General features: G+C 70.5%; 11 protein-coding genes. 4 read left to right on the forward strand and 7 right to left on the reverse strand.

The window, feature by feature from the left end:
• Positions 1 to 17: 17 nt before the first annotated feature.
• The 7 genes from AB0C78_RS13770 to AB0C78_RS13800 all read right to left on the reverse strand — a co-directional run bounded on the left by AB0C78_RS13770 (position 18) and on the right by AB0C78_RS13800 (position 9,557).
• Complete coding sequence (locus AB0C78_RS13770; protein WP_360746628.1) at positions 18 to 974, reverse strand: bifunctional lytic transglycosylase/C40 family peptidase; 957 nt, start codon at positions 972 to 974, stop codon at positions 18 to 20.
• Positions 974 to 1,906, reverse strand: coding sequence for a replication-relaxation family protein (locus AB0C78_RS13775; RefSeq protein ID WP_360746631.1), 933 nt, complete (start codon positions 1,904 to 1,906; stop codon positions 974 to 976). The genes AB0C78_RS13770 and AB0C78_RS13775 overlap by 1 nt, the downstream gene beginning before the upstream one ends.
• Positions 1,903 to 4,422, reverse strand: a complete 2,520-nt coding sequence (locus AB0C78_RS13780) for a DUF87 domain-containing protein (RefSeq protein ID WP_360746634.1) — start codon at positions 4,420 to 4,422, stop codon at positions 1,903 to 1,905. Before AB0C78_RS13780 ends, AB0C78_RS13775 begins: the two co-directional genes overlap by 4 nt.
• On the reverse strand, positions 4,419 to 6,278 hold the full coding sequence (locus AB0C78_RS13785) for an ATP-binding protein (protein WP_360746637.1): 1,860 nt from the start codon (positions 6,276 to 6,278) through the stop codon (positions 4,419 to 4,421). Before AB0C78_RS13785 ends, AB0C78_RS13780 begins: the two co-directional genes overlap by 4 nt.
• On the reverse strand, positions 6,278 to 7,273 hold the full coding sequence (locus AB0C78_RS13790; protein ID WP_360746640.1) for a PrgI family protein: 996 nt from the start codon (positions 7,271 to 7,273) through the stop codon (positions 6,278 to 6,280). Before AB0C78_RS13790 ends, AB0C78_RS13785 begins: the two co-directional genes overlap by 1 nt.
• On the reverse strand, positions 7,270 to 8,727 hold the full coding sequence (locus AB0C78_RS13795) for a hypothetical protein (RefSeq protein ID WP_360746643.1): 1,458 nt from the start codon (positions 8,725 to 8,727) through the stop codon (positions 7,270 to 7,272). The genes AB0C78_RS13790 and AB0C78_RS13795 overlap by 4 nt, the downstream gene beginning before the upstream one ends.
• A gap of 365 nt (positions 8,728 to 9,092) precedes the next feature.
• The gene (locus tag AB0C78_RS13800; RefSeq protein WP_360746646.1) at positions 9,093 to 9,557 is read right to left on the reverse strand and encodes a pilin; all 465 of its coding nucleotides are present in this window, start codon (positions 9,555 to 9,557) and stop codon (positions 9,093 to 9,095) included.
• A 539-nt stretch (positions 9,558 to 10,096) separates the two neighbouring features.
• On the opposite strand from AB0C78_RS13800, the gene AB0C78_RS13805 reads away from it, so the two are divergent.
• The 4 genes from AB0C78_RS13805 to AB0C78_RS13820 all read left to right on the forward strand — a co-directional run bounded on the left by AB0C78_RS13805 (position 10,097) and on the right by AB0C78_RS13820 (position 14,289).
• A complete protein-coding gene (locus AB0C78_RS13805) occupies positions 10,097 to 10,963 on the forward strand; it encodes a hypothetical protein (protein ID WP_360746649.1) in 867 nt (288 codons plus the stop codon).
• Complete coding sequence (locus AB0C78_RS13810) at positions 10,960 to 11,844, forward strand: DNA methyltransferase (protein WP_360746652.1); 885 nt, start codon at positions 10,960 to 10,962, stop codon at positions 11,842 to 11,844. Before AB0C78_RS13805 ends, AB0C78_RS13810 begins: the two co-directional genes overlap by 4 nt.
• Before the next feature lie 454 nt (positions 11,845 to 12,298).
• Entirely contained in the window at positions 12,299 to 12,571 is a 273-nt protein-coding gene (locus tag AB0C78_RS13815) for a DNA-binding protein (RefSeq protein ID WP_360746654.1), read from the forward strand.
• Positions 12,568 to 14,289 (forward strand): tyrosine-type recombinase/integrase, encoded by a 1,722-nt coding sequence (locus AB0C78_RS13820; RefSeq protein ID WP_360746657.1) that lies wholly within the window; start codon positions 12,568 to 12,570, stop codon positions 14,287 to 14,289. Before AB0C78_RS13815 ends, AB0C78_RS13820 begins: the two co-directional genes overlap by 4 nt.
• Positions 14,290 to 14,546: the final 257 nt, after the last annotated feature.

Genomic DNA, 14,546 nt, shown 5'->3' on the forward strand with positions numbered 1-14,546 from the left:
CCGCGGGTTCTGTCCGCTCATGCGCGGGCCGCCGCGGGTCGGGTGAAGCCGAGGAGGCTGGGCCGGGCGTAGGACTGGATCTGCACGACGGTGCCGGTGTGGGGCGCGGCGATCATCTTTCCGCCGCCGATGACCAGGCCGACGTGTCCGGGGTTGGTGGTGGAGGTGCCGGGCCCGGAGTTGAAGAACACCAAGTCACCGGGCTGCTCGCGGCCTTGGGTGATGTGGTGGCCTTGGCGCCATTGGTCTCCGGTGACGCGCGGGATCGAGACTCCGGCGGCCTTGTAGGCGGCATAGACCAGGCCGGAGCAGTCGAAGGAGTGGGGTCCTTCGGCGCCCCAGACGTAGGGTCTGCCGAGTTGCGCGCGGGCGAACGCGAGCGCGGCGGCGACCGCTTTCCCCGGAGGCACGGTGGCGAAGGCCCCGGTGTCGGTGCAGTCGCCGTCTGCTGAGTCGCCTTCGGACGCTGCGTAGGCGCGGGCTTGGCGCAGGACGAGGTCGACGTATTGGCCGGAGTGGTTGTATTGGAAGAGGGCAGTGCGGACCTTGCGTGGTGCGCCGTTGTGTTTGAGGTAGCGGGCAGCGGCGGGGATCGCATCGGCGGGATCGTAGATGTTCTTGTGCCCGTCATGGTCTCCGTCGACGCCGAACGCCTTCCAGGTTGCGGCGAGGAATTGCATAGGGCCGGCGGCGCCGGCGGAGTTGGTGCCGGCTCGGATGCCCGAGCCGGGGCCGCGCCCGTGGTCGGACTCGATCTTCCCGACAGCGGCCAGCACGTTCCACGCGATCCCGTACTCGACTCCGGCCTTTCGGTAGAGCGCCAGATACGCAGGCGGGATCTCGGTACTGGACCTACTTGCCGCGGGCTGGCAGGCGGCCTCCCCGGTAGAGCCGGGCATGATGGCGCTGATCACCGCGACGAGCACGGCCATCAGTGCCACGACGCCGACGACCGCTCCGATGACGAGCGGCATCAGGGGTCCACCGAATCATCTGCGTTCTCTCGGTCGTGATCGTGCCGGGGCATGGTCGCCCAGAGCTGCGCGAGGTCGCTGAGGCTGTGGCGGGGTCCGGTGGCGCCGGCGGGCTGCCAGACGGGTCCGGCCGGGCCGTCGGGTGAGGTGGCGGGTGTGTGGACGGCGGTGGCGACCGGTATCTCGGGGGTGCCGAGGAGGCGGCGCAGGTTGGCTTCTCGCTTGGCGGACGGCAGCCAGAACAGGACGGGGGTAGTGGTGCCGGTTGCTTCGGCGAGGTCGGCATAGCCGCCGAGTTTTGCGATGACGCGGGCGAGGGTTTCGGTGCCGGTGTCATGTTCGAGGAAGAAGTCGAGCGTGCTGGATGAGCCGTCGGGACGGCGCTTTGTCCAGCGGCCGAAGGCGTCCGGGTGGGCGAGATCACCCCACAGAGCCGCACAGCGATACTCCGGCCACCACTGCTCCACGGCGCCGCCTTGGCGTCGGGCGCAAACGTGCAGAGCGACGAAGAACTCGTTCACGCCGACCTGGTGCGCGAGCCGGGGCGAGACTGCGATCGCCGTGGCGGTGTCCTGCCGGTAGCCGAACTCGGTGATGCTCCGGCCCTGCTCGACGGCCAGGACGTGCGCGCCGGCCGGGCCGAGGACCCAGTGCCACGGTTTGGAGCCGACGGGCGTCCACGGACGGAACCGTAAGAGAGCGTGATGACGGTGCAGATGGTTGAGTCGTTGCCGGGCCCGCTCCGGGGTGGGAAAGAACAGCCGGGTGAGTTGCCCGGTGGTCAGGACGCGGTGTTCCCAAACCAGCGCGAGTAGATCCCGGTCGCGGACGGTCAGTCGATAGACCAGGTCCGCGATCACGTCGGCGGACAGGCGCGGCGCGCGGGCCTGTGATCCGCGCAGCCGAGTATCGGTCGTGTGCCGCCGAGTCATCGCCGCTCCTCTACTTCGGGCGTCACCGCATCGCTGGTCAACGCGGCGGATTCGTCAGGCTCGGTACCGGGCTTGGAGGGTGCGGGTGACTGGGCGTCCAGGTCCCGAAGACCGACCTCGGGAATCGACCGTGCGAGACGTTGAGGCGCGAACCGTTCGCGTGATGCGTTGCGGACTGCGGTTGCTCGTCCGGGGATGGGGTCGGGGAGTGGGCGGGTGCGGAAGGTGAAGGGTGGTGTGGCGGTGTTGCCGTCCATGAGGCGGGCTGCGGCTTGGTAGGCGCCCAGGTGGGACAGGTCGTGCGGGGACAGCAGGGGTGCGGTGTGGCGGGCGAGGTCGGTGGCGTCTTCGGGTGAGGCGGCGAAGTAGATCTTGTTTCGGGCGTCGGCGGAGATGGCTTCGCGGAGGTCTTTGGGGAGCTGGGAGAGGTGTTGGTGGGCGAGGGTGAGGCTGAAGCGGTAGGCGCGGGCTTCGGCGAGGATGTCGCTGATCGAGCCGGGCAGGTTGAGGAAGTTGTGGGCTTCGTCGATGTAGGCGGCGGCGTCCGGGCGGTCATGTTCGGTTTGGGTGGCGCGGGGGGTGATGGCCTGCCAGGTGTGGGCGAGTAGCAGTGATCCGAACAGCCGTACCGCGTCCTCACCGAGCACCCCCTTGGGCAGGCGGGCGAGGATGAGGCCGCCGGTGGCGAGGGTGCCGGCGAGGTCGACGGTGGAGGCGCCGCCGGACAGGGTGTCGCGGACGAAGGGGCGGAGCAGGACGGCGCGGAGTTTGTTCATGACCGGGCTGATCATGGAGGCGCGGGCGGCGGGGGTGAGTTCGTCGTAGGCCGCCCAGAAGCCGCGCAGGAGTTCGTCGGTGAGGCGTGCGGTGACGCGGGCCCGATACGGGGTGTCGGTCAGGAGGTTCGGGACGTCGCCGAGGGTGGCGCGGGTGCCGTTGACGCGGGTGAGGGTGAGGCAGGCGGAGCGGAGCAGGTCGTCCAGGCGTGGGCCCCAGGCGGAGGTGAAGCAGCGGCGGAAGGTGGTGACGACCGACTCGGCCGCGAACGCCGGGTCGTGTCCGGCGAGGACGTTCAGCGATGGTGGCCGGCCGGGTGCGGCTGGGTCGAACAGCACCGTCTGGCCGATGGCGCGTTCGGGGAGGCGGTGGAGGATGTCGGCGATCAGGTCGCCTTTGGGGTCGATGACCAGGGCGCCGCGTCCGGCGGTGGCGTCGGAGAGGATGAGGTTGGCCAGGAAGGTGGATTTGCCGACGCCGGTCTGGCCGAGGACGTGCAGGTGCTGGCGTGCGCCGGCGACCGTCAACCCGACCGGTCGGGGTGCGCCGGCGTCGGAGTCGCCCAGGATCCGGACGTCGGTTCCGCCGGTGGGGATGGCGGGTGAGGGGGCGACGGGGCGGGCGCCGGCGCGGGTGACGCCGGGTGCGGCCAGGTCGTAGGGCAGGTGCGCGATCGCTGCGAGCTCGTCGACCGACAGCAGGTAGCCGCGGTGCAGCCGGCGTTCGGCGAGCCGTGCGGCGGGGCGGTGGAGTCGGCGGCGGTCCAGGTATTGGTGGCCGGAGGTGAACAGGGCGAACGTGGATGCGGTCTCGTGGGCGTGCGCGCGCAGCCATCCGGCCTGGACTTGGGTGTGGTGGCGGCTGGCGACGCCGTAGTGGATCTGGACCTCGAAGCGGGGTTGGGCGGCTTTGCGGAGGATGGCGCGGACTTGCTCGGTGTGTTCGGGGTGCTGGCGGGTGAGTTCGGTGGGGTTGGGGTGGCCGGACATTGCGGGGGTGAGCAGGTCGAACAGGTGGTGCTGGGGTGCGGTGGACCGGCCCCCGCGCAGCACGGACGCGGCCCGGTGAGCGCGTCCGAGGCGGCGGCCGGTGGCGGGGCGGGCGAGGATCTGCACGGCGAGGTGTTCCCCTTCGGCGAGCCCGGACGCGGCGCCGAGCAGTCCTCGCAGCGGGTCGGCGTCGTGGTCGCTGGCGAGCGGGTAGTGCTCGGGTCGGGCCAGTACCAGCCGTCCGCCGGCCGTCTTGTACTCCGGGTCGGACGGGAGTGGTGGGGTTGCGGGGTGGGTGGTGAGGGTGGCGCCGGGCCAGGACGCCCGGATGGTCTTCTCGACTATTCCGGGTGGGATGGTGCCGGGGACCCAGATGTGGAAGCGGACGCCGTTGTGGTCGGCGAGGTACTCGAACGCCAGGTGCGGCTGCCCGAAGACGAGGCGCTTCCAGCGGGGATAGGTGAGGCCGATGAGGCGGGCCCACCACGCGGCGGCGCTGGCCGGCTCCACCTTCGGCGGCACCGCCACCTCGATCACCCGGGCGCCGGGCTCGAGGCGGTGGTTGCGCCAGTCCCACAGCACCCAGCCGAAGGCCGTCCAGCCGGCGGCGGCGCCCACTATCCCTGCCGCAAGGGCAGGTCCGTATCCGGTGGCCAGGTCGAAGAGCCGGCACGGGGCGTGCCCGAGGTCGGAGAGGAGCCCGTACAGACCTGTCCCGGTGGTGTCGCCGATGGAGGCCATGGGGTTCATCGCGGGTCGTTCTCCCTGTCGGCGGTGTCGTGATCTTGGGTGTGGGTGGCGAGTTCGGCGGGGTCGGTGGTCACCAGCCGGTGCTCGTGCGGGCTGGCGATGGCGCTGAAGGCGGCACGGTCGGAACCGGCACCGGTGCCGCAGAGCAGTCCCTGGCCCCTGTCGGCGGTTAGTAGCAGGGCCTTCTCCCCGTCGGTGAGGTCGAAGGCGTCGGTGATGTGGTCGATGGCCTGGGGTGCTTGGCGGAGCAGTATCTGGGTTGCGGAGTTGGCGATCACCGACCGTCCGAGGTCGGTGGAGAGCAGGTCGCCGGCGTCCTGGGTGACGACGGCGAGTCCGGCCCAGTGTTTGCGGGCGGACTTGGCGAGCCGGTAGAGGAACCGGGCGCCCTCGTCTTCGCGCATGAGTGTCCAGGCTTCGTCGACCACGACCAGGCGGCGTCGCCGGTCATCGGGGTTGGCGACGGTCCGCCAGATCGCATCCAAGGCGAGGAGCATTCCGACGGTGCGGACCTCGTCGGGTAGGTCGCGCAGTGAGTAGACGACGAGGTGTCCGGTGGGTCGGGTGGTGGTCGGTCCGGCGAACAGGCTCCGGTAAGAGCCGGTGGTGTAAGGGGCGAGCCGCGCCGACAGGTCGGCCGCGGTGTCCGCCTCGGTGGCCTCGGACTGGGCGATGCTGTCGAGTTGTTTGGTGAGGTCGGCGAGGACTGGGGCGGGGCGCGCCCAAGTGCGTGGGTCGGAGTTGATGCCGCGGGCCCGGTAGGCGGCCAGCACGGCGCGGTCCAGTACTGCCCGCGCCGCGGGTGTGCGTGGTTCGCCGAGCATCGTGCCGATGAGGGTCTGCAGGAACAGTGCCCGCCGGATGAGGGTGTCCTCGCCCTGCCCTTGCGCGAGGTCGAAGGGGTTGAAACAGGTGCCGGGTGCGCCGAGAGGGATGTGGGTTCCGGCGACGTGGTCGCACAGCCGCTGGTATTCGTCTTCGGGGTCGATGACGGCGACGTGGACGTCTTGGTAGAGCAGGCGGAGGGTTTCGAGTTTGGTGAAGTAAGACTTGCCGGCGCCGGAGCGAGCGAGCGTGACGGAGTTGTAGTTGTCCTGGGCGAACCGGTCCCACACGACCACCCCGGCCGAGTAGGCGTTCAACCCGTACAGCACCGGCGTGTCACCCAGCACCGGCTGCAGATCCGGTGAGGTGAAGGGGAAGGACGCGGCGAGCGCGGCGGTGTCGAACACCCGCCGCGTCCCGATCGAATCGGAGGCGAGCGGCAGGGAGGAAGTCCAGCCTTGCAGGGCGCGGAAGGTGGTGGGCTGGGCATCCAGGAGCAGGGAGGCGGCCAGCGCCCGCACCCGCTGTACTTCGCCTTCCAGCACATCCGCGTCGGGGGCGTGGACGGTGAGGTACAGGCCGGCGCGGAAGAGGCGGCCGTGGCCGCGGGCGAGGGAGGCGGCGAGTTCGGCGGCGTCGTCGGCTGCGGCTTCGGCGGCGAAGTCGGCCAGTCGGCCGTGCTGCGCGTTGGCGCGTGATGCCGATTCCAGGCGGGCGAGTTGGCGGCGGAGCCGCTGCGCGGCGATCAGCGGCGGGATCGGGTCGATGTGCAGGGACACGTCCAGGCGCCCTGGGTAGGTCAGCAGCGGCTCCAGCCAGCCCGCTCCGACCTCGCGCGGGTATCCGGTGATGGCGAATGAGGAGCACGCCCCGCCTGGCAGCTCCAGCGATCGGGCGTTGACGCGTAGCGCCGACGGCCCCAGTCGCAGCAGGTCCGGGCTCTCTTCGTGGCCGTCTTCTGTGACGCCATCGGCGGGAGTGTGGGCGGCGAAGCCGAGCATGCGGGCGAGCGCGCCGAGTGGAGATCGCATCAGCCTTCCTCCCGGTGGGTGATCACGTCGTCTGGTGCGAGGTTGTCCACAAGTGGGGGTTCGCCTGGGGATAGCGACTCGGCGAGGACGGCGGTGGCGTTGTCGGCGTCCAGGACCTCGGCCGGAACGGCGAGCGCGGCCAGGCTCTGCACGGCTTCGGTGGCTCGGCGCAGGGCGACCGCGGCGGCTGAGTCGCGCCCCACCCGGCGCCGTTCGTGCCGCCGCCACGGCAGGACCGAGGCGGGGGTCGAGGCGTGGATGTGGCCGGTGATGACGATGAGGACCTGCCGGATGAGCAGGTCGTGTTCGATCCCGAGGTCGGTGAGGAATGCGGCGTGCGCGCAGGCGGCCTGTTCCAGTTCCGGGTCGGGCAGCGCGGGGGCGTGCCGGGTGATGTGGTCGGCCAGTCCGGTCAGGTCGACCGGGCGGGCCTGGACCAGGATCTGCACGGGGGCGTCCAGGGAGTTGAGCCACCGGCCGAACACCGCCACCAGCCCCGCCTGCTCACCGGCCGTCCGCAGCCCGAAGGACAGGGTGCCGGCGCGGACGATGATGGCGACACCGCCCCCGGCCAACTCCAGCGCCCCGTCCTGGCGGACTGCGCGGACCGGGAGCCGCAACGGCTCGGGCAGCCGCCCGCGCATCCGGCACCAGACCGGCGGCGCCTGCACCGGCTCACCGGTGGTGACGCGTTGTTTGGAGGCGCGCAGGTGGCGGAGGGCGGCGAGGGTGTAGCGGTCGAGGTTCATGCCGTCGTGGCGGGCGACCGCCAGCACGATCCCGGCCGCCGCGATCGGCACCAGCACCGCGGCGAGCACCGGGAAAGGCACAAGCGGCCGGAAGGTGAGCAGCATCCACAGGCAGCCGGCGGCGGTGCCGCCCAAGATCGCGATTTGCCGGGCGGTGAGGCCGTAGAGGATCTTGTCGGGCTGGTCGACGTCGGCGGGGATCTTCACGCTCATCGGCGCCTCGGCGTGCTGGCGGCGGCTGCTCATCGGCCTCTCCGGGTCCGGTTCTTGGGCGGGTCGGTCCACAGGGTCAGCTGCCGGCGCGGGACGGGCCGTTTGGGCATGCCGGGCAGCATCAGCTGCCGCGACCGCACCCGCGCCCGCCCACTCGCAATCGCTGCACCGTCCGGCGCGGGCGGTCGGGGTACGCGGTTCGCCGGGATCGGCAACGCCAGCTGCGTCGGCCGACGCCCTGTGGCCTTTCCGCCAGCGGTCTTGCCGGCGGGGATGGGGAGTGTGAGCTGCATCGGGTGCCGGGCTCGTTGCCCATCGTGGCCGGGTTCTGGTGGTGGGCCTGGCGGCATGGGGATCGCTCCAGAAGGCATCGGGATCGCACCTGCGGGCAGCGCGGGCGGTGGATCGGAAGGGCCGGGCAACTCCGGTGGGGTGCGTGGGGCGTTGGGCGCTTCGAGGGCGGGGCGGGACGGGACGGGCAGCCCCGGCGGCTGCTGGAAGTACCGCCGAGGCGGTGGCGGAGCGGGCGGGGGCGGGGGCGGGTTCCAGAAGTTGCGTGGGGCGGGGACGCGGCGGCGCGTCAGGGCGCCGAGGCCGCGGTAGAGGATGAGGCTTTTGACCAGGCCGGTCAGGGCGCTGGGCTGGGCGGCGCGCCAGATGGTGCGGGCCACCCAGGACGGGACGCGGACCATGATCCACAGCAGGCACAGCGCCAGCAGCAGATCGCTCCCGGTCCCCGACGCGATCCCCGGGAAATGGTTACCGGAGTCACCGCCGGGGTGGTGGATGTCGGAGAACAGCAGCCGGAATGCGGTCGCCAGGATCAGCGCCTGGCACACCCCGATGGCCAGCACGCCGCTGATGCTGCGCCACCACATTCGGGCCAGCCCGTCGGTGATCGGCAGGGCGTGGAACATCAACGCCACCGGCGCCGCCGCGATCAACACCATCGTCAGCGCGATCCTGATGATGTAGATGAACGCCACGCACAGCGCCAGCACCACCACACCCAGCCCGATGAAGATCGTGAACGGCTGATTGGGGACCAGGCTGGCGACCAGGTAGGCGGCGATCGACTTGGCGACCCGGCTCGGATCGATCGCCTCCGCCCCGGCATCGAGGAACGCCCCCGACAGTCCGTTGGCGAAGGTGATCGCATATCCGATCAGGATGAGGCTGAGGTTGGAGGCCGCGAACGCGCCCAGCAGCCGCGCCACCAACTGCCCGGGCGTCAACTCCCCGCCGGGCAGGGAGTGCCCGGCCATCAGCAGCGCCCCGCCGACGGTGATCAGCAGCACGTAGCAGGTGTTGGCGATCGTCTGGGACACGCCCCACAGGTCCCGGGCCCGCGCCATGTCCGCCGAGTTCACCGGCGGGGTGCCCAGCACGGTCTGGCTCAGCAGATGGAAGATCGGCTTGGCCGTACTGGTCACCAGATCGGCGAACCAGCCGTTCACCGCCTGCTTGGCCATGCACCCCATGTCCATGAACCCACACCCCGACCCGCCCTCGCCGCCGCCGTCGGCCGGGTCCTGGCCGGCTGGCGACGCCGGAGCGGGTGACAGACCCGGTGCCGGGGAAGGCGCCTGGCCGGCAGGAGCTGGCGGCGGCGAAGACGAGGGCGCCGCGGGCGTGCTCGGAGAGGCGGCAGGCGCTGGAGGCTGGGGTGCCGGAGTAGTCGGTGCGTTTGGAGACGGGTTTCCTGTCGGTCGCGGTACCGGGTCGGCGGCGCCCAGAGCCGGCCCAGCGCCCGCGCAGACGACCGCGCCCGCCACCAGCACGGTCAGCAGTGCCGCCGCGGCGAAGAACGCCGTCGACCTGCGCGCGCCTCCGGGCGGTAGCTCGGTGCTGGTCACGCGGGCGCACCCACGATGCCTTGCAGCATCTTCACCAGGAGCGGTGCCAGTACCGCGACCGAGTACCCGATCGCGGCGTACCGCAGCGTCTTCTTGGCCGCCTCTACCTCGCCCGGATCGCCCCCGGCGAGCATGTAGCGGACCCCGCCGATCGTGGCGAACAACGTCGCCAACCCCACCAGCAACCCCACGATCACATTCCGCAGATTGGTGATCACCTCACCCAGCGACGCCGCCGCCGCGAGATGGGTGCTGGCACCGGCGACACCCGGCACCAGCAGCGCCGTCACCACACACCCAGCCGTCCACACCAGCGACGCGGCCACCAGCCTTCGCCGGGACGGTGTGAGTCTCTGTCCGGTGTCGCCGGCGGGGATGGCCGACCGGATGGTGGGCCGGCGCGGCCGGGCGCGGCAGCGTGGGTGGTGAGCGATCGGCTTCGGATTCTTGCTGGTGCGCATGGCAGCGTCTCCGGACTGGTCGGGAACGGATATCGGCTGCCAGCCGGGCGATCGGAGGGAACGGTGCGGCCCTCAGGCTGCGGGTGTCCTCCTTGACGGGACATGTGAGACGGATGATTGCGGCGGGGACCGGGCTTCTGGCCGTCCGCCCGAGGGCCGCACCGTTCACCGGCGATCTCGACTGGCACCCATGAAGCACCGCCGAACGGGCCCGAATTCAGAGCTCGGCCACCATCTTGATCAAGACTTGAGACGCCCAGCGGACGATTCCCGCATCCGAGAGACACATCAAGCCCGCAGCCGATAAGCGTTCTCGCCTTCCCGATGTCAGTGCTGGTGAGAACGCCGGCCCATGAGCTGGTCAGCGCTTCTTGGCCGGATGGTGGTGCGGATGGTCGTGAAAACCGGGGCGCTCGACGGTGCTTCATCGGTGCACGGGGATCGGGTGGCCGTCTCGGGTCACCCAGCACATGAACCACATACCGTCCAACCCGAACCACTCGCCCACCGGCAAAAGCGGCCGAGCCGAACAGCGGGGGATGGTCCCACTGACCGTCTGGCTGTGCTCGGACACCACCGCCGCGAAGCCGGCCACACCAGCCAAGAAGCGCGACAACCGTCCGGAGTCCGCCGGGATCTGCGTCCAGCACCGCCAGGCAGTCGGCCGTCAGCTGGCCCAGCACCTGATCAGCACCTGCACCCGCGAAGGCGACCTGGTCGCCGAGGGCTTCACCACCAGCGACGCCGTCCTGGTCGCCGCCGCTCAACTCGACCGCCGCGCCATCGCGCTGGTCCCGCACTTCCCACTCGCCCAGCACATCGGCACCCGGCTGCGCGCCACCCTGGACCAGCAGCAACTCACCCGCGTGCAGATGCGCCCCGCCCGACCCGACCAGATGGCCAGAGGACTGGCCGACAACCTCGGTGACGTCGCCCTGGTCATCGCCGCGCCACCATGGCACGAGGTCGGCGGGCGTCCGCGTGGACACCGCACCGAGCGTGGGTGCGCTGCATGCAGGGCCGAGCTGTGGATGCTGTCCAGTCAGCAGCTCGGCCTGTTCCTCGCTGCGGCATGGCGGGTACTGCGGCCCGGCGGCGTCCTGGCCGTCACCACCACCGCCCACCACCACGCGGGGCGCCTGGTCGATCCGGCGCCGCGCATCATCCGCCACGCCCAGAGCCTGGGGTTCCGCTACGCCCAGCACGTCATCGCGCTGCGCGTCCCGGTCGAGGGCGACGCCCTGGTCGTACAGGCCGGCCCCACTGACCTCGCCCACCTGCGCGACACCCGCTCCAGCGCCCTACCACCCACGGTCGGAGTCCACGCGACGGTGTCGCTGTTCACCAAACCTCCAGCACCTGCGAGTTCGGCCGCCGACGGCTCACCCAGCGGGAGAGTCCGATGAACCACGATGTCCTTTCCCGCCGCGAATTTCTGACGTCGGTACTGGCGACCGGGCAGCGGCCGTCCCGGCTGCAGCGCCACGGCCGCTACACGCCCGAGTCGATGCGGCACCCGGGCAAGATGTTGCCGGCCATCGCCGCCACCGTCATCGACGCCTTCACCCGGCCCGGCGACCTGGTGATCGATCCGATGTGCGGGATCGGCACCACCCTGGTCGAAGCGATCCACCTTGGCCGCGACGCCGCCGGAGTCGAGTACGAACCCGCCTTCGTCCACCTCACCCTGAATAACCTGCGCCACGCCTGTGTCCAAGGCGCCACCGGCACACCCCAGATCGCCTGCGGCGACGCCCGCAACATCGCCACCATCTACCGCAACCTTCGCGGCAAGGCGGCGCTGGTCCTGACCTCACCGCCCTACGGCTCCCACACCCACGGGCACATCCGCTCCGGTCGAGACAACGGCGGCGGCAAGATCCACAAGAGCCACCACCGCTATTCCAGCGACCGCGCCAACCTCGCCCACCAGCCCCTACCAGGTCTGCTGGAGGGGTTCGGGCGCATCCTGGCCGGCAGCGCCACGCTCCTGCGTCCGGGCGGCGTCATCGCCGTCACCGTCCGCCCCATCCGCGTAAAGGGTGAACTGCTCGACTTGCCGGGGCTGGTCATCGACACCGCGCAGCGGCACGGCCTGACCCTGGCCGGCCGGTACGTTGCGCTGCTGGCCGGACTCCGCAACGGTGCGCTGGTCAACCGCGCCTCCTTCTTCCAGATGCTCGAGACCCGCCGCGCCCGCGAACGTGGCATCCCCGCCTGCGCCACCGCCCACGAAGACCTCTTGGTCCTCCAGCGCACCGGGGGCCTGAAGGAAGGCCGCCAATGAGCCGCACTCGCCACCACAGTCGCAGCCACGACCGGGTTTTGGGCGTGCTGTCTTTGCTGCAGCTGACCATGTGCGGGCGATGCGGGCGAGCCCGCTACGCCACCCGCCGGGACGCCCGGCACGCCGCCCGGGTCGCTGCACCCGGTGCCCGGCTGCGCGCCTACCGATGCGGCGATGCCTGGCACCTGACCACCCCGCCCGACGGGCCGCAGCTCATCGCCCCGCCGATCACCCTCGTGCAGCACCCCGTCGCGCCTGGGCGGCGGGGGCTTGACCGCCGACACGGAGACGAGCGTGCATACCGGCGCTCCGGATTGGACCAGCGGGCGCGTCCGCAGGATGCGCCGCGCCGATCCCGCCGGAGCGCCACCAATCCGCTGGAGGACACCCATGACCACACCACCCGCCATCCCGCACGACCGCATACGCGCCGTCGCCCAGGCGGGGGTGCGCGGTGAAGGGGGTGACCGCGGCGGAGATCCGTTCGCTGCCCGCCACCGTCGACCTGGTGACCGCAGGACGGGTGTTCGGGGTCGGACGCACCAAGGCCTACCAGCTCGTCCGCACGGGACGGTTTCCGTGCCGGGTGCTGCGGGTCGGTCACAACTACCGGGTGTGCACCGCCGACCTGCTCACCGTCCTCGGCCTCACCAGCGACCCCGCCGAGACCCCGCAGCCGGGAGAGCGGCCGGGCGGGCGGCCGACATCACGAGACGAGGCTGAATGACCGCCAAAGGAAGCACTTTCAAAACCTGCGGCTGCCGTGACGAGCACGGCAACAAGTACGGTAAGAACTGCCCGAAACTGAGGCGCAGCGACGGACGCTGGAGCAAGACCCACGGCTCCTGGAAATACCAGCTCGAGCTCCCGCCCACGGCAGCCGGAACACGACGCGCTCCGCTGCGCCGCGCGGGCTTCGCCACCCAGGACGCCGCCCAAGAGCAGATGGACAGAGCCAAGGAACTACTGGCCATCGCCGGAGACGACCTGCTGGTCCAGATCCAGATCGCCGACCTGATCGTGGCCACACTCCAAAAGACCAGAGTTCTCCCTGAACCCGAACAGGTCCGTAAGAAGATCCGCACCGGCCAGGACCTTGGTCGCTCGATCACCGTGGGGGAGTACCTGGAGGAATGGCTGGCCGGACGCAAGAACCTGCGTGAGGGAACCCTCCGCAGTTACGCGAGCCACATCCGCCTCTACCTCAAACCCATTCTCGGGCCGATCATGCTCGACCGGCTCCGCGTCGGCCACGTCGACTCGGTCTTCGAAGCGATCGACGAACTCAACGAACGCATCGTTCAAGCGCGCGAATCCGGCGACCTGAAGTTGCGCGCCATGGTCAAGGGACGGCGGGTGGTCGGCCCGGCGACCAAGCAACGCATCCGCGCGACGCTGCGGTCCGCACTCAACAAAGCGATCCAGCAACGCCTCATCGAGGTCAACGTCGCCGCCCTGGTCGAACTCCCGTCAGGGAAGCCGCCCAAGGCACTGGTGTGGACTGACGAACGCATCACCGCCTGGGAGGACGACTTCGCCGCCCACATCGAGAAGATGAACGCCCGCCGCAAACACATGTCCAAGCTGGAACCGCACAAGCGGATCGGAGAGAGGATCAACCGGCTGGACGCCTACATCGGCGCTCCACGACCCTCACGGGTCATGGTCTGGACTCCGGCACTCACCAAGAAATTTCTCGCCCGGGCGCGCGGGCACCGGCTCTACGCCCAGTACCACCTGATCGCCTTCCGAGGCCTGCGCCGGGGCGAATCCTGCGGCCTGCGGTGGGTCGACCTCGACCTGAACAACGGAACCGCAGCGATCCGATGGCAGATCACCCAGATCGGCCCTGAAACCTTCCAGGGCAAACCCAAGACCGACGCCGGAGAGGCCACCATCAGCCTCGACACCGCCACCATCAAGGAACTGCGCGCTCACCGGGCCCGGCAGAACGCCGAACGCCTCGCCGCCGGCGACGCCTGGACGGAAAGCGGCTTCGTGTTCACCACGCCGACCGGGGAACCGATCAACCCCGCCGACGTCACTGAGCAGTTCGAGCAACTGTCCATGGAAGCCGGACTACCACCGATCCGCCTCCACGACCTGCGACACGGCGCCGCGACATTCCTGCTCGCCGCCGGATACGACATGAAGGTCGTCCAGGAGACCCTGCGCCTGTCATCGATCACCATCGCCGCCGACACCTACACCAGCCTGCTCCCGCAACTGGCCAAGCAATCGGCCGAAGACGCCGCCGCCATCATCCTGAACGCCGACCAGCCCACCCCCAAACGACACCGCACGACGCTCGCCGCCCTGCCCGGCCAAGCACAAACCGGCGCCGAAGCCGGGAGAAAGGGCTCAAGACAAACCGGAGCACGCGACCGGAAGGCCTCCCTGCCAGTCGAAACGAGGGCCAGAGACCAGGCGATTTCGCGCGCCTGAAGCGGCTCTTCGGCGCGGCGGCGCACGCCGTCTGGCGGGCGCCGCCGCGCGGGCCGCGCGCCGGTGAGCACCAGCGACGGCGTTCGTGATGGGCGCACAGGCGTGCCTAGGCGAAGTCATATAGGAGTATCGGCGAACAGTTAGGCCTGGTCACAGGTAGCGGCGTGGCCTGCGGTGTGCGCTGCCTGCCCGTGCCACATCGTCCGTTGACTGGACGGCCGGCGCAGGCCCGCTCGCAGCATGGTGCGGTGCACGCT

Source organism: Actinomadura sp. NPDC048394 (assembly GCF_040651755.1).
In the GTDB taxonomy this organism is placed as follows: domain Bacteria; phylum Actinomycetota; class Actinomycetes; order Streptosporangiales; family Streptosporangiaceae; genus Spirillospora; species Spirillospora montaniterrae.

Excerpts from the sequence above, each read along its gene's own strand:
- AB0C78_RS13770 (WP_360746628.1), bottom strand. The coding sequence starts at position 974 with ATGCCGCTCGTCATCGGAGCGGTCGTCGGCGTCGTGGCACTGATGGCC.
- AB0C78_RS13775 (WP_360746631.1), bottom strand. The coding sequence starts at position 1,906 with ATGACTCGGCGGCACACGACCGATACTCGGCTGCGCGGATCACAGGCC.
- AB0C78_RS13780 (WP_360746634.1), bottom strand. The coding sequence starts at position 4,422 with ATGAACCCCATGGCCTCCATCGGCGACACCACCGGGACAGGTCTGTAC.
- AB0C78_RS13785 (WP_360746637.1), bottom strand. The coding sequence starts at position 6,278 with ATGCGATCTCCACTCGGCGCGCTCGCCCGCATGCTCGGCTTCGCCGCC.
- AB0C78_RS13790 (WP_360746640.1), bottom strand. The coding sequence starts at position 7,273 with ATGAGCAGCCGCCGCCAGCACGCCGAGGCGCCGATGAGCGTGAAGATC.
- AB0C78_RS13795 (WP_360746643.1), bottom strand. The coding sequence starts at position 8,727 with ATGGACATGGGGTGCATGGCCAAGCAGGCGGTGAACGGCTGGTTCGCC.
- AB0C78_RS13800 (WP_360746646.1), bottom strand. The coding sequence starts at position 9,557 with ATGCGCACCAGCAAGAATCCGAAGCCGATCGCTCACCACCCACGCTGC.
- AB0C78_RS13805 (WP_360746649.1), top strand. The coding sequence starts at position 10,097 with ATGGTCCCACTGACCGTCTGGCTGTGCTCGGACACCACCGCCGCGAAG.
- AB0C78_RS13810 (WP_360746652.1), top strand. The coding sequence starts at position 10,960 with ATGAACCACGATGTCCTTTCCCGCCGCGAATTTCTGACGTCGGTACTG.
- AB0C78_RS13820 (WP_360746657.1), top strand. The coding sequence starts at position 12,568 with ATGACCGCCAAAGGAAGCACTTTCAAAACCTGCGGCTGCCGTGACGAG.